This is a genomic window from Magnetospirillum sp. SS-4 (assembly GCF_902729425.1).
Classification (GTDB): domain Bacteria; phylum Pseudomonadota; class Alphaproteobacteria; order Rhodospirillales; family Magnetospirillaceae; genus Phaeospirillum.
Genome location: NZ_CACVCH010000092.1, coordinates 35,948 through 55,107, shown reverse-complemented (window position 1 = coordinate 55,107; position 19,160 = coordinate 35,948). Strand labels below are relative to the sequence as shown.

At 66.0% G+C, this 19,160-nt stretch carries 18 protein-coding genes; 12 read left to right on the top strand and 6 right to left on the bottom strand.

Features of this window, described 5'->3' with window-relative positions; genetic code table 11:
- The first annotated feature begins 92 nt into the window (after positions 1–92).
- From MTBSS4_RS16395 to MTBSS4_RS16340, 12 genes are all read left to right on the top strand, one after another.
- Positions 93–1,352, top strand: coding sequence for an ABC transporter substrate-binding protein (locus MTBSS4_RS16395; RefSeq protein ID WP_173984478.1), 1,260 nt, complete (start codon positions 93–95; stop codon positions 1,350–1,352).
- Positions 1,353–1,382: 30 nt separating this feature from the next.
- The gene (locus tag MTBSS4_RS16390) at positions 1,383–2,252 is read left to right on the top strand and encodes a branched-chain amino acid ABC transporter permease (protein WP_173984477.1); all 870 of its coding nucleotides are present in this window, start codon (positions 1,383–1,385) and stop codon (positions 2,250–2,252) included.
- Positions 2,249–3,241: a branched-chain amino acid ABC transporter permease gene (locus MTBSS4_RS16385; RefSeq protein ID WP_173984476.1), complete on the top strand. Its 993-nt coding sequence runs from the start codon at positions 2,249–2,251 to the stop codon at positions 3,239–3,241. The genes MTBSS4_RS16390 and MTBSS4_RS16385 overlap by 4 nt, the downstream gene beginning before the upstream one ends.
- Complete coding sequence (locus tag MTBSS4_RS16380; RefSeq protein WP_173984475.1) at positions 3,238–3,972, top strand: ABC transporter ATP-binding protein; 735 nt, start codon at positions 3,238–3,240, stop codon at positions 3,970–3,972. The genes MTBSS4_RS16385 and MTBSS4_RS16380 overlap by 4 nt, the downstream gene beginning before the upstream one ends.
- Positions 3,972–4,676, top strand: a complete 705-nt coding sequence (locus tag MTBSS4_RS16375; protein ID WP_173984474.1) for an ABC transporter ATP-binding protein — start codon at positions 3,972–3,974, stop codon at positions 4,674–4,676. The genes MTBSS4_RS16380 and MTBSS4_RS16375 overlap by 1 nt, the downstream gene beginning before the upstream one ends.
- A gap of 16 nt (positions 4,677–4,692) precedes the next feature.
- Complete coding sequence (locus MTBSS4_RS16370) at positions 4,693–6,525, top strand: feruloyl-CoA synthase (protein ID WP_173984473.1); 1,833 nt, start codon at positions 4,693–4,695, stop codon at positions 6,523–6,525.
- A gap of 34 nt (positions 6,526–6,559) precedes the next feature.
- On the top strand, positions 6,560–7,783 hold the full coding sequence (locus MTBSS4_RS16365) for a thiolase family protein (RefSeq protein WP_173984472.1): 1,224 nt from the start codon (positions 6,560–6,562) through the stop codon (positions 7,781–7,783).
- A gap of 187 nt (positions 7,784–7,970) precedes the next feature.
- The gene (locus MTBSS4_RS16360; RefSeq protein ID WP_173984471.1) at positions 7,971–9,635 is read left to right on the top strand and encodes an acyl-CoA dehydrogenase family protein; all 1,665 of its coding nucleotides are present in this window, start codon (positions 7,971–7,973) and stop codon (positions 9,633–9,635) included.
- A gap of 212 nt (positions 9,636–9,847) precedes the next feature.
- Positions 9,848–10,123 carry an HU family DNA-binding protein gene (locus MTBSS4_RS16355; RefSeq protein WP_173984470.1) on the top strand — a complete coding sequence of 92 codons (276 nt, stop codon included), beginning with the start codon at positions 9,848–9,850 and terminating at the stop codon, positions 10,121–10,123.
- Positions 10,124–10,314: 191 nt separating this feature from the next.
- Positions 10,315–11,115, top strand: a complete 801-nt coding sequence (locus MTBSS4_RS16350; protein ID WP_173984469.1) for a motility protein A — start codon at positions 10,315–10,317, stop codon at positions 11,113–11,115.
- Between the two features lie 10 nt (positions 11,116–11,125).
- Positions 11,126–11,782 (top strand): flagellar motor protein MotB, encoded by a 657-nt coding sequence (locus tag MTBSS4_RS16345; protein ID WP_173984468.1) that lies wholly within the window; start codon positions 11,126–11,128, stop codon positions 11,780–11,782.
- A 239-nt stretch (positions 11,783–12,021) separates the two neighbouring features.
- Positions 12,022–14,592: an ATP-binding protein gene (locus MTBSS4_RS16340; RefSeq protein ID WP_173984467.1), complete on the top strand. Its 2,571-nt coding sequence runs from the start codon at positions 12,022–12,024 to the stop codon at positions 14,590–14,592.
- A gap of 27 nt (positions 14,593–14,619) precedes the next feature.
- Here the strand turns inward: MTBSS4_RS16340 and MTBSS4_RS16335 are convergent, their stop codons facing one another.
- From MTBSS4_RS16335 to dapA, 6 genes are all read right to left on the bottom strand, one after another.
- Entirely contained in the window at positions 14,620–15,261 is a 642-nt protein-coding gene (locus MTBSS4_RS16335) for a phospholipid-binding protein MlaC (RefSeq protein ID WP_173984466.1), read from the bottom strand.
- Positions 15,262–15,265: 4 nt separating this feature from the next.
- Positions 15,266–16,054, bottom strand: a complete 789-nt coding sequence (locus MTBSS4_RS16330; RefSeq protein WP_173984465.1) for a VacJ family lipoprotein — start codon at positions 16,052–16,054, stop codon at positions 15,266–15,268.
- Positions 16,055–16,389: 335 nt separating this feature from the next.
- Positions 16,390–16,593: a heavy-metal-associated domain-containing protein gene (locus MTBSS4_RS16325; RefSeq protein WP_173984464.1), complete on the bottom strand. Its 204-nt coding sequence runs from the start codon at positions 16,591–16,593 to the stop codon at positions 16,390–16,392.
- Positions 16,594–16,678: 85 nt separating this feature from the next.
- The gene (locus MTBSS4_RS16320; protein ID WP_173984463.1) at positions 16,679–17,764 is read right to left on the bottom strand and encodes a glycosyltransferase; all 1,086 of its coding nucleotides are present in this window, start codon (positions 17,762–17,764) and stop codon (positions 16,679–16,681) included.
- Positions 17,765–17,788: 24 nt separating this feature from the next.
- Positions 17,789–18,253, bottom strand: coding sequence for an SsrA-binding protein SmpB (smpB, locus tag MTBSS4_RS16315; protein ID WP_173984462.1), 465 nt, complete (start codon positions 18,251–18,253; stop codon positions 17,789–17,791).
- Positions 18,250–19,125 carry a 4-hydroxy-tetrahydrodipicolinate synthase gene (dapA, locus tag MTBSS4_RS16310; RefSeq protein WP_173984461.1) on the bottom strand — a complete coding sequence of 292 codons (876 nt, stop codon included), beginning with the start codon at positions 19,123–19,125 and terminating at the stop codon, positions 18,250–18,252. The genes smpB and dapA overlap by 4 nt, the downstream gene beginning before the upstream one ends.
- Between the last annotated feature and the right edge of the window lie 35 nt (positions 19,126–19,160).

The following is a 19,160-nucleotide window of genomic DNA, read 5'->3' as shown; positions in this document are numbered from 1 at the left end:
TTGACGAAATCATCCAGTCGGGTCAGGATCATGCTCAGCAAGTCGCCAAAGAGCGACCCAGGAGGCCTTACGATCCGTGAAAGGGACGTCCCATGTCTGATCACACCACGATTCCGTCTTCGTCCAAGGGTATCACCCGCCGCCAGTTCTCCGCCACCGCCGCGACTGGCGCCCTGCTCACCACCGCCGCCGCCGGCCTGCCGCTGCGCAAGGCTCGCGCCGCCACACCGCTGAAGCTGGGCATCTTGCTGCCCCGCTCCGGCCATCTCGCCCTGATCGGCCAGGCCTGCCAGCGCGGCGCCGATGTCGGTCTCGCCATGCTGAAGGAGATGGGTTATTCCGTCGAATTCATGAACGCCGACACCGAATCCAACCCGGATGTGGGCCGCACCCAGGCGGAAAAGCTGATCCGCGAGGGCGCCAACATGCTGATGGGCGCGTTCGATTCCGCCACCACGCTCGCCATCGCCGGCGTCGCCGAGCAGAAGGGCGTGCCGCTGGTAGTCAACATCGCCGCCGAGCCCAAGCTGACCGAACAGGGCTTCAAGTACACCTTCCGCAATTTCCCCTCGGCCGGCATGCTGGGCAAGGGCGGCCTGCTGCTCTACAAGGACATGTTCGCCGCCGCCGGCGTCACCCCCAAGACCGCCGTGCTGCTACACGTCAACGACAGCTTCGGCATGGGCATGCTGAACGGCATCAACGCGCTGATGCCCAAGCTCGACCTGCCGTTCCAGATCGTCGAGACCATCGCCTACGACCCCAAGGCCCGCGACCTCTCCATCGAGGTGGCCAAGGCCAAGGCCGCCAAGGCCGATTTCGTCATGACCGTGACCCGCCTCAATGACGCCATCCTGCTGGTGCGCGAGATGGTCAAGCAGCAGGTCGAGACCATGGGCATCACCTCGCCCGGCAGCCCCGGCATGTACGACAAGCAGTTCCTGAAGGCGCTGGGCAAGTACGCCGAATTCTGCTCGGTCAACATTCCCTGGTTCGACCCCAAGCAGGAAATGGCGGCCCAGTTGCAGCAGCGGTTCGAGAAGGCCCATCCCGACGAAAGCTGCGACCTCAACGTCGGCTTCACCTTCGAAGCGGTGCTGATCGCCGCCGACGCCCACAAGCGCGCCGGCTCCAACGATCCGGCGGCGCTGACCGAGGCGCTTCGGGCCACCAACATCGCCAAGCGGGTGATGATCGGCGGCGCCATCAAGTTCGAAGCCAATGGCCAGAACATGAACCTGCGCTCGGCGGTGGTGCAGAACCTCAATGGCAAGCCCACCGTGGTGCTGCCCGCCGAATCGGCCGAAGCCAAGTTCGTGTTCCCGATGCCGCCGTTCAAGAGTCGCGGCTGATCATCCCAAACACCTGAGCGAGGATTCGGGATGGACGCGACATTCTTTTTGAACGTGACCAGTTCCGGTCTTTTGACCGGCCTGGTCTACGGCCTGATGGCGCTTGGCCTTTCGGTCATCTTCGGCGTCATGCGGGTAGTCAATTTCGCCCACGGCGACCTGATGGTGGTGGCCATGTACGCCGCCTTCCTTCTGTTCACCAAGCTGGGCATCCAGCCCGTTCCCGCGCTGCCGCTGGTAGCCGGCGGCCTGTTCGTCGTCGGCTACCTGTTGCAGAGAGTCCTGATCAACCGCTTTCTTGGCGCCACCGAGCACATCCAGTTCCTGCTGCTGCTCTCGGTGGCGATCATCATCACCAACGTGGTGCTGATGGTGTTCGGGCCCGACGCCCGCAACATCCAGCTCGACGCCAGCTTCGAAAGCTATTCCGTCGGGCCGCTGGTCCTGGACAAGGTCCGGGTCATCGCCGCCATCACCGCCGGCGGCGTGGCGGCGCTGCTGTGGGCCTTCTTCCGCTACACCACCACCGGAACCGCCATCCGCGCCTGCGCCGACAATCCGGTGGGGGCGCGGGTGGTCGGGCTGGACGTGGAAAAGCTCTACGCCGTCACCTTCGGCATCGGCGCCGCCTGCGTCGGCGCCGCCGGCTGCCTGCTGCTGCTGCTGGTTGACGTGCATCCGCACCTGTCGTCCGACTACACCCTGCTCGGCTTCATCATCGTCATCCTGGGCGGGCTGGGCAGCCTGGGCGGCGCCCTGCTGGGCGGCATCCTGGTCGGACTGTCCGAGGCCCTGTCGGGCGTGCTGATCGCCCCCAGCCTCAAGAGCATGTTCAGCTTCGGCCTGCTGATCCTGGTCCTGCTGCTGCGTCCGCAAGGCATCCTGGGAAAGAAGCCATGAACGCCGGAACCCTCTTCTCCAGCCGCAGCGCCCGGCTGCTGCTCGGCCTTCTCGCCGTGCTGTCCCTGGCGCCCCTGGGCGTCGACGACTACACCCTGTCGATCCTGATCGCGGTTCTGCTTCAGGCCTATCTCGGCATGTCGTGGAACGTGATGATGGGGTTCGCCGGCCAGTTCTCGCTGGGCCACGCCCTTTACATCGGCCTTGGCGCCTATGCCGCCGGCGCCTTGTTCATCCACTTCGGCGTATCGCCCTGGATCGGCGTCTTCGCCGGCATGACGGTGTCGGTCGCCGTCAGTTCGGTGATCGGCATGCTGGGCTTCCGCTTCAAGGTCATGGGCGTCTATTTCGCCCTGCTGACCATCGCCTTCGCCGAATTCACCCGGGTGCTGTTCGATCACTGGGGCTGGGTGGGGGCATCGTCCGGCCTGGTCCTGCCGGTGACCAACCGCGTCAGCGACGATTTCTGGCTGCTGCGCGGCTCGACCTCCATGTTCTACTACCTGATCCTCGCTATGACGGTGGCGGGATTCCTGTTCAGCCGCTCGCTGCTGATGCGCCGCATCGGCTATTACTGGCAGGCGATCCGCGAGAACGAGGACGCCGCCGACGCGCTCGGCATTCCGGTGTTCCGCTACAAGATGATCGCGGTGGTGATCTCGGCGGCCATGACCAGCGTCGGCGGCATGTTCATCGCCTTCTTCAGCAACAACCTGTTTCCCGAGAGCATCTTTTCCATGCATCGCTCGCTGGAGCTGATCCTGGGGCCGATCATCGGCGGCGTCGGCACCTTGTTCGGGCCGATCCTGGGGGCGGTGATCCTGACCGCCATGGGCGAGACCTTCACCATCCTGGGCGAGCATGTCGGCATCGACGGCGTCAAGCAGATCGCCTACGGCATCTGTCTTCTGGCGATCCTGATCGTCAAGCCGAACGGCGTCTGGCCGTGGCTGCGCCATCGCCTCGGCCTGGACGGAGACGGCAAATGACCAGCCATCCCATGCTGTCGGTCTGCGATCTCGGCAAGAGCTTTCGCGGCCTGCGCGCCGTCAACGCCGTCACCTTCGACGTCCCCAAGGGCGCCATCGTCGGCCTGATCGGACCCAACGGCGCCGGCAAGACCACCACCTTCAACCTGATCGCCGGCGCCTTCCCCCCCAGCGACGGCAAGGTGACGCTGGACGGCCACGACGTCACCGGCCTGGGGCAGGCGGAAATCTGCCGCGCCGGGGTGGGCCGCACCTTCCAGATCGTCAAGCCGTTCGCCGGCCTGTCGGTCGAGGAGAACGTCATGGTCGGCGGCCTGCGCTACGACGACGGCGATGTCGAGACGGCCAGGGCCAGGGCCAACGATATCCTGAGGCTGCTGGAACTGGGCGACAAGGCCCGCCAGCCGGCCCAGGCCCTGACCCTGCCCGACCGCAAGAGGCTGGAGGTCGCCCGCGCCCTGGCGACTCGGCCCAAGCTGCTGCTGCTGGACGAGGTGATGGCCGGGCTGCGCCCGGTGGAATGCGACCGCATGGTGGCCATCCTCCAGGGACTGAACAAGGAAACCGGCCTGACCATCCTGCTGATCGAGCATGTCATGCGCGCCGTGATGGCCCTGTCCGATCATGTGGTGGTGCTGCATCATGGCGAGAAGATCGCCGAGGGCACCCCCGCCGAGGTCACCAGCCATCCCAAGGTGCTGGAATGCTATCTGGGCGAGGAGCACGAGTGATGCTGGAGATCCGGGGACTCGACCTGTTCTATGGCGATGCCCAGGCCCTGGCCGGCGTGTCGCTGTCGGTGGCCGAGCACGAGGTGGTGGCCATCGTCGGCGCCAACGGCGCCGGCAAGACCTCCCTGATCCGCGCCATCGCCGGCATGGAGAAGGTCGCCGCCGGCAGCATCGTCTTCGAGGGCAAGCCCATCACCGGCCTGGCCTCGTCGCGCATCTGCGACATGGGCATCGCCCAGGTGGCCGAGGGCCGCCAGATATTTCCCACCCTGTCGGTGCTGGAGAATCTGGAGATGGGCGCGGTGATCCCCCGGGCACGCGACAAGCGCAAGGACACCCTGGAACGCTGCTTCCACCTGTTTCCGAAGCTGCGCTCGCGCATCGACCAGGCCGCCGGCACCCTGTCGGGCGGCGAACAGCAGATGCTGGCCATCGGCCGCTGCCTGATGGGCCAGCCCCGCCTGATGATGTTCGACGAACCCTCGCTGGGCCTGGCCCCCGCGGTGGTCAGCGAGATGTTCAAGATCATCCGCGACCTGCATGCCGAGGGCATGACGGTGATCCTGGTGGAACAGAACGTCCAGACCTCGCTGAAGCTGGCCGATCGCGGCTATGTGCTGGAGAACGGCGGCGTCGTGCTGTCGGGGACCGGCACCGAGCTGCTGAACGATCCGGGCGTCCGCCAGGCCTATCTGGGACTTTGATACGGGAGAGGAAGCGATGACCTGGGGACCGATCAACTTCGCGCCGGCTCGGGTGACGGTGGACAAGCTGCCCGGCGGCGGCATGATCCTGCGTTCGCCCGACAGCCTGAAGCCGTTCGCCCGCTGCCTGGGCGACCTGCTGCACCACTGGGCCGACCGCATCCCCGATTCCCTGTTCCTGGCCCAGCGCGACGCGGACGGGGGCTGGCGCAAGGTCACCTGGGCCGAGGGGCTTAGGTCGGTCGAAGCCATCGCCCAATCACTGCTGGATCGCGGGCTGAACCGTAACCGGCCGGTGATGATCCTGTCGGACAACAGCATCGACCACGCCTTGCTGGCGTTGGGCGCCATGCATGCCGGCATTCCGGTGGCCCCGATCTCGCCGGCCTATTCGCTGATGTCCAGGGACCATTCCAAGCTCAAGTACATCACCGACCTGCTGAAGCCGGGTCTGGTCTACGCCGCCGATGGCGCCCGCTTCGCCGACGCCCTGAAGATTCCCGAACTGGCCGGGGTCGAGGTGGTGACCAGCGTCAATCCGCCGACGGCGGCGGCGGATTTCGCCTCGCTGCTGAAGGCGGTTCCGGGATCCGGGCTGGAAACCGCCTTCGCCATGGTCCGCCCCGGCACCATCGCCAAGATCCTGTTCACCTCGGGGTCCACCGATCTGCCCAAGGGCGTCATCAACACCCAGCGGATGATCTGCTCGAACCAGCAGGCGATCCGCCAGTGCTGGCCGTTCCTGGCCGAGGAGCACCCGGTGCTGGTGGACTGGCTGCCGTGGAACCACACCTTCGGCGGCAACCACAACTTCAACATCGTCCTGCGCCACGGCGGCACCTTGTACATCGACGAAGGCAAGCCGGTCCCCGGATTGGTGGAAAAGACCGTCGCCAACCTGCGCGAGATTTCCCCCACCATGTACTTCAACGTGCCGCGCGGCTTCGACATGCTGATTCCGCTGCTGGAGGCCGACGAGGTCCTGAGAAACAACTTCTTCAAGCGCCTCAAGCTGATGTTCTACGCCGGTGCCGCCCTGCCTCAAAGCCTGTGGGAAAAGCTGGAGGCGCTGTCGATGAAGGCGGTCGGCTACAAGGTCCGCCTGGTGTCGTCGTGGGGCGCCACCGAAACCTCGCCCATGATCACCACCGTGCATTACGACATCGAGAAGGCCGGCAACATCGGCCTGCCCGCCCCCGGCTGCGAGGTCAAGATGATCCCCAACGGCGGCAAGATGGAGCTGCGGGTGCGCGGAACCAACATCACGCCGGGCTATCACAAGCGTGACGACCTGACCCAGAAGGCCTTCGACGAGGACGGCTTCTACATCACCGGCGACGCCGGCAAGCTGGCCGACCCTCTTGATCCGGCCAAGGGCATCGTGTTCGACGGCCGCGTCGCCGAGGATTTCAAGCTGATGTCGGGAACCTGGGTCGCCGTCGGCTCGCTGCGCCTTGCCGTCATCGATGCCGCCTCGCCCATCCTCCAGGACGCGGTCATCACCGGCCACGACCGCGAGGAGGTCGGCTTGCTGGGCTTCGCCAGCCACCCCGGCTGTCTCAGGCTATGCCCCGACGCCGCCGCCGACACCCCCCTGAAGGACCTGATCGCCCGGCCCGAGGTGCGCGCCCACCTGGCCGCCGCGATGAAATCCCTGGCCGCCCAGGGACTCGGCAGCTCGCACCAAGTCTCGCGCGCCCTGCTGATGGACGAGCCGCCCAACATCGACGCCAACGAGATCACCGACAAGGGCTACATCAACCAGCGCGCCGTGCTGACCCGCCGGGCCGCCCTGGTGGAAAGGCTCTACGCCGAGGCCCCGGACCCGGAAATCGTTCGACTCGGCTGAATTCTATAACGCGACGACACGAAGGAACTGACCGATGAGCAACGGGCTTGGAACCGTCTATGACGACGTGTGGCTGGTCGATGGAATTCGCACCGGCTTCGCCGACTATACCAGCGTGCTGTCGGCCATCTCACCGACCGATCTTGGCATCAAGGTGGCGCGGGAAGCGCTGAGCAGGTCGACCATCGAGGCCGAGGCCATCGACATGGTCGTCGCCGGCAACATGGCGCAAAGCAGCTTCGACGCCTATTTCCTGCCGCGCCATATCGGGCTTTACGCCGGCGTGCCCATCCCGGTTCCCGCCCTGCTGGTGCACCGGCTGTGCGGGACCGGCTTCGAGACCATCATCCAGGCGGCCGACGCCATCACGCTGGGCAAGGCGTCGAAGGTGCTGTGCGTCGGCACCGAATCCATGTCGCGCAATCCGGTGGCGTCCTACACGTCGCGCAACGGCTTCAAGATGGGGCAGGTGGAGTTCAAGGACTTCCTGTGGGAAGCCACCAAGGACACCGCGTCTTCCACCGGCATGGGCGACACCGCCGAGAATCTGGCGAGGAAGTATGGCATCACGCGCGAGGAAGTCGACGAATTCGCGGCCCAGAGCTTCGCCAAGGCCCTGGCCGGCATGGAGTTCCGCGCCGGCGAGATCGTGCCGGTGATCAGCGAGACCTTCACCCGCGAGGGCTATAACGACCGCTCGATCAAGCTGCCCAAGGGCGTCGACGGCTTCGCGGTGGACGAACATGTCCGCCCAACTCCCATCGAAGTCCTGCGCAAGCTGAAACCCGCCTTCAAGGGCGTGCAGACCGGCGGCAATTCCTCGGCGGTGGTCGACGGCGCCGCCGCCGCCGTCGTGGTGGGCGGCAAGACCGTCAAGGAACGGGGCCTGACGCCGCTGGCCCGCGTGGTCGCGGCCGACATCGTCGGCGTGCCGCCCGAGATCATGGGCATCGGCCCGGCGCCGGCCATCGCCAACGTGGTCGAACGCGCCGGCCTCAAGCTGTCGGACATCGACCGCTTCGAGATCAACGAGGCGTTCGGCGCCCAGTATCTGGCGGTGGAAAAGGAATTGGGCCTCGACCGGTCCAAGGTCAACGTCCATGGCGGCGCCATCGCCCTGGGTCATCCACTGGGTGTCACCGGCGTGCGGCTGTGCATCACCGTCGCCCGCGAACTGCGCCGGGCCGGGCTGAAGCGCGGCATCGCCTCGGCCTGCATCGGCGGTGGCCAAGGGGTGGCCATCCTGCTGGAGGTGTGAAAGGGTTGACCTGAAGTCCTGATGATCTTTCGATTGGCCTCATCCTGAGGAGCGGAGCGTCTCGAAGGACGAGGCCAATCGTAGGTGACGCCCGACCAGCCTCATCCTTCGAGACGAGCCCCAAGGGGGGGCTCTCCTCAGGATGAGGCTTTTAACCCCCTTGGCCTGTTTGACCGGAACCATCGCCATGATCGACTACAAGACCCCCGTCCCCGACCTGCTGTTCGCCCTGAAGCATGGCGCCGGCGCCGACCGCCTGCCCTGCTGGGACGAGGAACTGGCTTCGGACGTGCTCGGCCACGCCGGCGCCATGGTCGACGGCATCATCGCGCCGCTGGACCCCATCGGCGACATCGAGGGCACCCGGCTGGTGGATGGCCGCGCCGTCATGCCCCCCGCCTTCGTCGAGGCGTGGCGCCAGTTCAGGGATGGCGGCTGGCAGGGTCTGGCGGTATCCGAGGATTACGGCGGCCAGGGGCTGCCCCACATCCTGGCCTCGGCGCTGTCGGAAATGCTGTCCGGGGCCTGCATCACCTACCAGATGGTGCTGTCCCTGTCGCACGGCGCCATGCGCACCCTGATCGCCAGCGGGTCCGAGGCGCAGCGCGAGACCTGGGTGCCCCGGCTGGCCTCGGGCGAGTATCTCGCCACCATGTGCCTGACCGAACCCCAGGCCGGCTCCGACCTGGGGCTGGCGCGCACCACCGCCGTTCCCACCGGCGACGGCCGCTGGCGCATTTCCGGCGGCAAGATCTTCATCTCCGGCGGCGACCAGAACCTGACCGGCGGACGCGTCTTGCATCTGGTGCTGGCCCGCACCCCCGACGCTCCCAAGGGCGTCAAGGGGCTGTCGCTGTTCCTGTGTCCGTCGCATCTCGACGACGGCGGCCGCAATCCCATCTCGGTGGTGCGGCTGGAGGAAAAGATGGGCATGCATGCGTCCCCCACCTGTCAGGTGGCGTTCGACGGTGCGGTGGCCGAGATCGTCGGCGCCCCCGGCGAGGGGCTGGCCCGCATGTTCACCATGATGAACGCCGAGCGCCTGGACGTGGCGGTCCAGGGCGTCGGCCTGTGCGAGGTGGCGGCCCAGCGGGCGCTGGCCTATGCCGCCGAACGCCGCCAGGGCCGCGCCGGCGGCTCCGAAGGCCCCGATCCGATCAACCGCCACGGCGACGTGCGGCGCATGCTGCTGACCCTGATGGCGCTGTCCCAGGGCCTGCGCGCCATGGTGATGCGGACGCTGGTGGACCTGGAACTGGGGCGGACTCCCGCCCTGATGGAGCTGATGACGCCGGTGTGCAAGGCCTTCGCCACCGATTGCGCCCAGGAGGCGGCCAGCCTCGCCATCCAGGTCCACGGCGGCTATGGCTTCCTCAGGGAATACCGGGTCGAGCAGATCGCCCGCGACGCCCGCATCACCCCGATCTACGAAGGCACCAACGGCATCCAGGCCGCCACCATCGCCGGCCGGGTCATCCGGCTGGACAATGGCCGGGCCTTGGACGAATTCCGCGCCGAGATCAGGGATGCGGCGGCGGGTGCCGAACCGGCCACGGCCGAGGCGCTGGCCCGCGCGCTGGAGGCCGAGGCCGCCGCCACCGCGGCCGTGCTGGCCGCCGCCGATGTCGGCCTGATCGCCACCTCCTATCTGCGGCTGCTGGGCCTTGTCGCCTTCGCCGCCGGCTGGGCGCGGCTGGAGGCCGCCGCCGGGGCCTCGCCCGACCCCGGGCGCGTCCGCGCCCTGGGGGCGTTCGTCCGCGACTGGATGCTGCCCGAGGTCCGGTTCCTGGCGGATCGATGCCGGAACCCGGCCAAACTCGGATCTTTACCCGACACAATATTCGCCGTGTGACGATTCCTGTGGGAAACCCGGGCGGGAATCATGTTGGACGATTGTATTGTTGCGCAAAACAAGAGAGATTTCGTATCTTCCCTTCTCCCGGGCGGACGACTTGCCGTCGGGACAGGGTTCGGGACGACCGGTTGGAGCTGACCGATTCAAGGGTTGACGCCTGCCGCGGTCGTGTCATTTTGTTGCGGCCACGACATTCCATTGGGGGTCTTATGAACAAGCAGGATCTGGTGAACAAGGTTGCGGAGCTGTCCGGTCTGTCCAAGGCCGCCTCCGATTCGGCGATCGACGCCACTTTCGCGGCCATCACCGCGGCCCTGAAGTCCGGCGACGACGTTCGTCTGGTGGGCTTCGGCTCCTTCTCGGTGACCCAGCGGGCCGCCAAGGAAGGCCGCAACCCGCGGACCGGCGCGACCATCAAGATCGCGGCCTCCAAGGCGCCGAAGTTCACTGCCGGCAAGGGCCTGAAGGACGCCGTCAACGGCTGATTTCCTTCGCTTCGACAGCTTGAAACACCCCCCGGAGGCAAACCCGGGGGGTGTTTTCTTGTCCGGCCGCCGCCAAATGCGGCCCGAACACATTCCAATCCAAAAGAAAGCTCCGATCCGTAGCTGTTGCCCCGTGAGACGACTTGGCCCAAGATGGCGAAAGCAAAGTCGCGGACAGGGGCTCCATCCAAATGTCGTTGCCAACGGTCATCGGATTCGTTCTCAGCCTCATGCTGCTGCTCGTCTCGATTCTCGAGCTGACCACCAATTTCAAGATTTTCCTTCACCTCAGCGGCATCGCCATGGTGATCGGCGGCACCCTGGCGGCAACCCTGGTCGCCTACGAGGCCCGCTACGTCAAGGCGGCGCTGGGCACGCTCAAATCCATCTTCTCGTCGCCCAAAATGACCCGCGACATGCTGACCAACGAAGTCGCCCGCATCGTCCGCTGGGCCTACATGGTGCAAAAGAGCGGCGTGCAGGCCGTCGAATCCGATGCCAAGAGCGTCAAGGGCCAAGACGCCTTTCTCGGCTTCGGCATCAATCTGGTGATTTCCGGCTATACCGGGGCCGAGGTGCGGCAGATGCTGGAGAACCAGATCGAAACCGCCTTCCAGCGCCACACCGTGCCGGTGGAAATCCTGAAATACATGGCCAGCAACGCCCCGGCCTTCGGCATGATCGCGACCCTGATCGGTCTGGTGGTGATGCTGGACAGCATGGGCTCGGACCCATCCGGCCTGGGCGCCGGCATGGCGGTGGGCCTGCTGGGAACCCTGTACGGCGTGCTGTTCGCCCGCCTCGCCATCATGCCGGCGGCGGAAAAGGTGCATCAGCGCGAATCCATCCTCCGCTTCCGCAATCTCCTGGTGGCCGAGGGACTGGCCCTGCTGGCGGACCGCCGCAATCCCCGCTTCATCCAGGACGCCATGAACAGTTTCCTCGACTATTCCATCCACTTCGACATCGACAAGGCGCCGAAGAAGGCATAGGAGCCGGACGATGAGCAAATTCGCCAAGCACAACAAGGAAGCGGCCGAGGATTGGCTGCTGTCCTACGCCGACATGATCACCCTGCTGATGGCGTTCTTCATCGTGCTGGTCTCCATGTCCAAGATAGATCCCAACAAATACGAACAGGTCCAGGCCGGCATGGCCAAGGACATCGGCAACCGCGAGACCACCAAGCCGCTGCAGGATCTCCGCTCCGAATTGCTGGGCGAGGTGGCGGGAGCCGGGGTCGAGGACAGCGTCGACGTCGGCAAGGACGACAAGGGCATCGTCCTCAATCTCGCCAGCGGCGCCCTGTTCAAGCCGGGCTCGGCCGAAATCCGGCCAGAGATCATGCCGCTGATGAAGGAAATCGTCGGAACCCTCACCCAGCAGCGATTTTCCGGCTATCAGATCGAGATTCAGGGCCACACCGACGACACGCCGGTAAGGACCCAGCAATTCCCCTCCAACTGGGACCTGTCCGCCGCGCGGGCCCTGGCGACGTTGCGCCTGTTGACCGAATTGGGCATCTCGCAGCAGCGCATGAAGATCTCCGCCCTGGCCGATACCGCGCCGCGGGTTCCCAACCGCAGCGAAGGCGGCAAGCCCTATCCCGAGAATCAGGCCATCAACCGCCGGGTGGAACTGCACATCTATCCGAGATAGCGGCGCCCCACCCGGACCTTTCCGCTTTACGGGCTGGACACAGGCTCGCCCGTATGTGACTATTATTAGAATATATTTAAAACACCCCCCTCAAATCCCCATGTTGCCCTGCAATAAAGGATGGAATTGTCGTCGCTGTGTTGTTAAAGGGTATTTGCGATGATGACGTCGGCCCCGCAGGGTGCTCCAGCCGCCAGAGTCGCCGCCACTGAACGTTCGATGGATCGAGGTGCATCGCCATGGCCGAGATGCAGTCCAGGCCACGGATCGGCAAGCCGAGTCTGACCACCCGCCTGGTGGTGGGTGGAATACTCGCCTATGTCGGGTTGTGGTGGCTGCTCGATCTCGCCCATAACCGGGAACTGGCGCAGCAGATCGATCAGCAGCTGGCGGAACGGGTCGAGCAAAAATCCAGCCGCGACCAGCTGCGCATCGACAACCTGCTGCACTCGCACGAATTTCTCGCCGAATTGCTGGCCCGGGACGACGGCGCCAGGCGGGAGATGCGCGCCGTGGCCAGTGGAAAGCCGGACGTGGTGCGGGGCGAACCGGCGTGGTTGCCGCCAGGCCCCCGACGCGAATTGTTCCCTCCGATAGATTTCGTAGCCCTGGTCGCCCCCGGCGGCCAGCCGCGGCGCATCTGGCGGGTCGCCGGCGGACCGGTTCCCGCCGGCCTCGTTTCCGGCCCCCTGCCCTCTCCCGCCGGCGACAAGGCCCGGGTCGCGATCCTGGACGGAATGCCGATGCTGATTTCGTCGGGCGACCTGGGCGGAAGCGGGCGGGTGGTGCTGGTCTCGCTGTTCAATACCGGGTTCATGAAGGCGACACTGGGCAGTTATCTTGATCGCGGCTTCATCCTGACTCTGTCCGACGCCAAGTCGGGAGAGGTCGTGGTGGCTTCCGACCCGTCCCTGGTTCCCGCCGGCGCCAACCTGGACCACCTGACCGACCGCTTCCTGCTCAGTTCGCGCAAGTGGATCGAAGCGGACCTGCCCGGCGACGGCGCCATTTTCACCACCTTGCTGTCCCGTGACCGCCATATCGCCCTGAGCCAGCCCCTGGCCGAACTGGAACGCCGCCACCGCACCCTGCTGGCCCTGGCGACCCTGGCCCTGTTCGTGGCGGCCCTGGCCTACGTCGCCTTCCGGATCAAGGGAGTCCGCGCCCGCATCTCCATCCTCAGCAGCAAGGTGTTCGGGGGCGGCTCGCCGCGATCAAGCGGCGACGAACTGGTCGACCTGGAGGCGGAAGCCACCCATCTGGCCGGCGAGATCGAACAGGCCCGCGCCGCCCTGGCCCTTGAAGGGGAACGCCGCAACCGTCTGCTGTCCGACCGGATGGCCCTGGAGATGGAGAACGAACGCCTGGCGCTGCTTCAGGCGGTGACCGAGGAAATGAAGGTCGGCGTCATCCGCATCGGCCCCGACGGCCCGTCCGCCGAAAATCAGGTGATGCGGGAACTGGCCGGGCAGGTCGGTGGCCTTGAGCCGTTCATCCTCGGCCGCACCCGCGGCGACGAAATCCTGTGCATCGGCGAGGGCGACCAGGAACGCATCTTCGAGATCCTGCTGGCGCGGCAGGTGGATGCCGGCCTGCTGCTGGTCCGCGACATCACCGAGCAAAGCCGGGCCGAGGCCACCATCCACACCTTCGCCCAGTTTCCGTCCCAGAATCCCCACCCGGTCCTGCGGGTGGATTCCAACGGCGTCGTCACCCACGCCAATCAGGCCAGCGAACGCCTGCTGGACTACTGGAAGGTCTCGGTCGGGGGGCAATTGTCGGAGGACTGGAAAAATATCTTCGCCGAGGTGCTGGCGACCGCCATGCGCCGCGACATCGAGGTAACCATCGGAGAGCGGGTTCTGTCGCTTTATCTGGTGCCGCTGCCCGGAGCCGGCGTGGTCAACCTGTACGGGGCCGACGTTACCGGACGCGTCGCGGCCGAACGCCTGCTCCACATGGTCAACGAAAGCCTGGAACGGCGGGTCCAGCAGCGGACCGAAGCCCTGAGTGACGAGATCAGGGAGCACGTCCAGGCCCGCCAGGACCTGCTGGCCGCCAAGGAACAGGCCGACATGGCCAATCGCGCCAAGACCGAGTTCCTGGCCAATGTCAGCCACGAATTGCGCACGCCGCTCAATGCCATCATCGGCTTTTCCGAGGTGATGGCCTCCGAGATGTTCGGCGCCCTGGGCAATCCCCGCTACCGCGCCTATGCCGCCGATATCCTTGCCTCCGGCCGCCATCTGGCCGAGGTCATCAACGACATCCTCGACATCTCGAAGATCGAGGCCGGCCACATGGAATTCGACCTGTCCGAGGTCGACCCCAAGGAGGTCACCACCGCCGCCGCCCGCATCGTCGAGGGCCGCGCCGAATCTGGCGGCCTCAACCTGCGGGTCCACATCCCCGAGCCGGTTCCCAGGCTGTGGGCCGACCGCCGCCGGGTGCTCCAGATCCTGGTCAACCTGCTGTCCAACGCCGTCAAGTTCACCCCGGAGGGCGGTTCGGTGGAGATGTGGGTCAATGCCGACGACCGCGAGGTCATCTTCAGGATTCAAGATACCGGCATCGGCATGAGCGACGACGAGGTGGTGGTGGCGCTGGAACCGTTCCGTCAGGTCGACGGGGGCCTGGGCCGCCGGTACGAGGGAACCGGCCTCGGCCTGCCGCTGGTGCGGGCCTTCGTCGAACTGCACGGCGGCTCGATGGAAATCGCCAGCAGCAAGGGGGCCGGCACCACCGTGTCGGTGCGCCTGCCCCTGCGGTCGGGGCCGTGCGCCGCGACCTTGAGAGCGGCGGGAGAGTGACGCCGGCGCGGCGGGCTGCCCCTGGCCTCAGTTGGCCTTGACCGGAGGAGCCGATTTCAGTTCGGCCAGCTTGGCCCGCAGATCGGACAGCAATCCCTCGACCTTGCCGTTATGCCTCTGAATCACCGCCGCGTATTCCGAGCGGTAATAGATGGCCATGGACGATCCCTCGACCACCAGATCGGTCACCCGCAGACCGGTGCTGATCGGCTTCAGCCGCCATTGCAGCGAGATGGGGGGCTGGTGCTCCCGCTCCACCCTGGAATCCACCACGAAACCGCCGCGCTCGCCGTCCTGGGTGACGTTGGTCACGATATGACGCAGGTCGCCGCCGTAATCCTTGAAGCGGTTCGACCAGGTGAACACCACGATATCCTCGAACGACCGGATGAATTCCTGCTGCTGCTCGGTGGTGGCGACACGCCAATGCCGCCCCAGCACGAAGCGGGCGATCTCGGCGATGTCCACCTCCCTGGTGAACAGGGCGCGAAATCGGGCGGAGCGGTCCTGATCGGAAACCCCCTTCGCCGTCATCATGTCCATGGCGGTGGAGGCCAGATTGGTCACGAAGGCCTTGGGGTCGCTGTCATTGGCCCAAACCGGCGCGGGCACGGCGAAGGGGGCCAGCAACCCGGCCAAGGCTGCAAGAAGAGTCCGGCGTTTCATCATCGGTTCACTGCGCTTTTTGTGACGGTTCATCCTTGCGGACGGAAGAAGTCTTGTGATTCTTGATCTCGGCGGCGCGGTGCTGGCGATAGAGCGAGCGCAGAGAAGCGTAATAATCCAGCGAGGTCCGCTCGATCTCGTCCAGGCTGTCCAGCAGGCCTTCCCGCTTGTTCAGCCCGGAAAAGCCGGTACGGGTGTAGGAAATCCACTCGCGGTCGATATTACCCATGTGAATGTCGAACGGATCGGCGAACATCTCGGCCACCATGCCGACGGCATCGCGGGGGTTGGACGGCCCGAACACCGGCAGCATCAGGAAGGGTCCCTCCCCCACGCCCCACACCGCCATGGTCTGGCCGAAATCCTCCTCATGCGGGGGAATGCCGGCCTCCGACGCCACGTCGTGGATCCCCAGCAGGCCGATCGAGGTATTGATGGCCGCCCGGAACAGCGTCTGCACCGCGCGATCAACCTCGCCCTGCAACAGGTCGTTGGCGAAGATCAGCGGAGAACTGAGGTTGGACAGCACGTTGTGGATACGCTCGCGGCCGAATTTCGGCACGACGGCCCGATAGGCCTGGGCCGCCGGCTTGAAGGCGTAGGTGTCCAGGGTCCGGTTGACCTCGAAGACGCCGCGATTGAACGGTTCCAGTGGATCGTTGATCTGCTCCCACTCGGCGACGGCCTCGGGGTCGTCGGCCGGCGGCGGAGTGGCGCACCCCGCCAGCAGGGCAAGAGCCAGTATCGACCCGGCGATGCGGGAAACGGCGGAGCGGTTGGCGCGGAGCACGGTCATGCGTCTGGTTACCTTTGGCTTCACCCGATCAGAGGCCGCGTGACGGCACGCCGGAAACACGATGGCCCTACTATTCCGAGGTACCACAGTCCCCGGCGAAAGGCTAGTGCCCCGATTCGGATGGTCCCGCCACTGTTTCCAACCGGCTTTCGAGCGTAGGAAGCGACGAAGACACGGATTCCCCCCTTGAATCCTATGCGCCTCGTGAACCTGATGTGCCGGACGCGGCCCGAATGACAGTCATGGAATCTTCGAATCGACCGATTCCGCATGGCGGTCACGGTCTCTCCGTTCCGATTTCTTCGGCGAGTGATGCCAAAAAGCTACAATGCCGGTCAGCCCGCCCGGCCTTGAAAACCGAAGCCGGCCTCGTCGACCGCCGTCCTCACCTCGGCCTCGCTGGCGCCATCGACGGTGACCGCGGCCTTGCCCAGATCGACCTCGACCTTGGCATCGGCGGCAATCGCCTTGATGGCCGCCTCCACCGAGCGGGCACAGCCGCCGCAGGTCATGCCGGTGACGTGATAGGTGGTCGCCATGAATCGCTCTCCTTGTGACAAGTCCATATGGCCACAGCATGAACCTTCCCGTGGAGGGAAGGTCAAGCCCTCCTTGGACGGTCCTTCACCCCCGACGCAGGCCGCTCATGGCGGCCAGGATGCGTTCGGCCCGCTCCTCCCAGGTGTGAGCCGCCTGATAGACGGGAAGGGCGGCGGCGGCCAGGGCGGCGGCCCGGTCCCCCTCCAGCGCCCAGGCCACCAATTCGCCCACCTGACGCGGGTCCTGATAGAACAAGATGGACTCGCCATGGGTGAAATCGCCGGCCACGAAGCTGGACTGATTGGTGACGAGGGCGGTGCCGCTGGCCATGCCGTACCAGATGCGTTCGTGCGAGCCCCTGGGAAATTTCTGGGTGATGTTGATCAGCAGCCGGGACCGGCGCCACAGATCGCGGCTTTCGGCGAAGGAGCGGTTGAAACCATGGACGACGACGTTTCCGGGCAGTCGCGCCCGGACCTCGTCGGCGATCTCGCCGATCACATGGAACACGCAATCCCTGATGCCGAGAATGGCGGCGGTTCGGGCCAGGCGCTGGGCCTCGTCGGTGGCGATGGCCAGCAGGCGGCGCAACTCCTCCCGCCCGAAGTCCCAGGGCGAGCGGCCTTGCCCGGCCAATGCCCGTTCCAGGGATTCGAAGGGGTCGCGGCAGCAATGGCCAACCAGACGCCCCGCCTCCAGCGCCAGTTCCTCCAGCGGCGCCGATGGAATGAAACGCTCGGGAATGTTGCCGACATACAGCACGTCGATGTCGCGACGCCGCGTCAGCGCATCGGCATCGGCGGCGGGGCCACCATGGGGAACGAATACGGCCGGGGCCGGCGAGATGCCGCCGAGGACGGCGTGACCGGCGTCCACCGTTCCAAGCACGGTGCGGCTGCCGGGATGGTTCAGGCGGGGATGGGCCAGGGGATGATCGACCACCAGCGAGAACTTGGGATAATCGCCGGTGTCGCGCTTGCCGTTGATGTCGACGATGAACGAGCCCGGGGCGGCCAGCCGCGCCGGCTCCACCTCCAGCGGCCCGTCCTCGCACATCAGGAAGACGGCGTCGCGTCCCAGATTGGCAAAGGCCCGGGCCAGATCTTGCAGGAAGATGTTGGCCCAATCGGCCGCACGGATATTGCCCAGCAGGAAGACGGTGTCGGTCATGGCCCTTCCCGTGGTTCGCCCCCGTCACCCCTTGTCGCGCATCAGGCGGGCCTTGTCGCGGTTCCAGTCGCGTTCCTTGATGGCTTCGCGCTTGTCGTGCAGCTTCTTGCCCTTGGCGAGGCCCAGCAGCACCTTGGCGATGCCGCGCTGGGCGAAGTGGATGTCCAGCGGCACCATGGTCATGCCGTCCTTGGTGATGGCCATCATCAGCCGCGCCATCTCGCGCTTGTGCAGCAGCAGCTTGCGCGGCCGCCGGGTCTCGTGCGGGAACGGCATGTGGGACTGGTACTCGGGGATATAGGCGTTGAACAGGTACAGTTCGCCCTTCATCGGGCCGGCATAGGCCTCGTTGATGTTGCCCTTGCCGGCCCGGAGCGACTTGACCTCGGTCCCGACCAGCATGATGCCGGCCTCGATCTCGCTGACGATGAAGTAATCGTGGCGGGCGCGACGGTTCTGGGCGGCGATGTGGCCCGGCAGGACCGTCATCGGATCAGGCCGACCCGCTTCATGGCGGCCTCGACCTTGGCGCGGGCGGCGGACGAGGCCTCGACCAGCGGCAGCCGCACGTCGGGCGACGACTTGCCGAGCAGGCTGGCTGCGTACTTGACCGGCGCCGGGCTGGTCTCGCAGAACAGGGCGTCGAACAGCGGCATCAGCCGGTCGCGGAGCGCGAAGCAAGTGTCCAGGTCGCGGGCCTCCCAGGCGTTCTGCATCTGGGCGCACAGCTTGGGCGCGACGTTGGAGGCCACCGAGATGCAGCCCACTCCGCCCATGGCGTTGAAGGCGGTGGCGGTGGCGTCGTCGCCCGAAAGCTGGCAGAAGCCTTCGCCCACCGCCAGGCGAGTCCTCAACGGCCGCGTCAGATCGCCGGTGGCGTCCTTGACCCCGACGATGTTGGGCAGCGCCGCCAGACGGACGAAGGTATCGACACTGATGTCCACCACCGAACGGCCGGGAATGTTGTAGACGATGATCGGCAGGTCGACCGCCTTGGCGATGGCCTCGTAATGGCGGAACAGGCCTTCCTGGCTGGGCTTGTTGTAATAGGGCGCCACCACCAGCGCCGCGTCGGCCCCGGCCTTCCTGGCGTGGCGGGTCAGATCGATGGCCTCGGCCGTGGAATTGGAGCCGGTGCCGGCGATGACCGGAACCCGGCCCTTGGCCACCTCGACGCACAGTTCCACCACGCGGTGATGTTCCTCGTGGGACAGGGTGGGGGATTCGCCGGTGGTGCCGCACGGCACCAGGGCGTGGGTTCCCTCGGCGATCTGCCAGGCCACCAGATCCTGGAACGATTTCTCGTCGATTCCGCCATTCGCGAACGGAGTGATGAGGGCGGTGATCGATCCCTTGAACATGGCGGCTATCCGGAACGGGGTTGCTGTAAGGAATG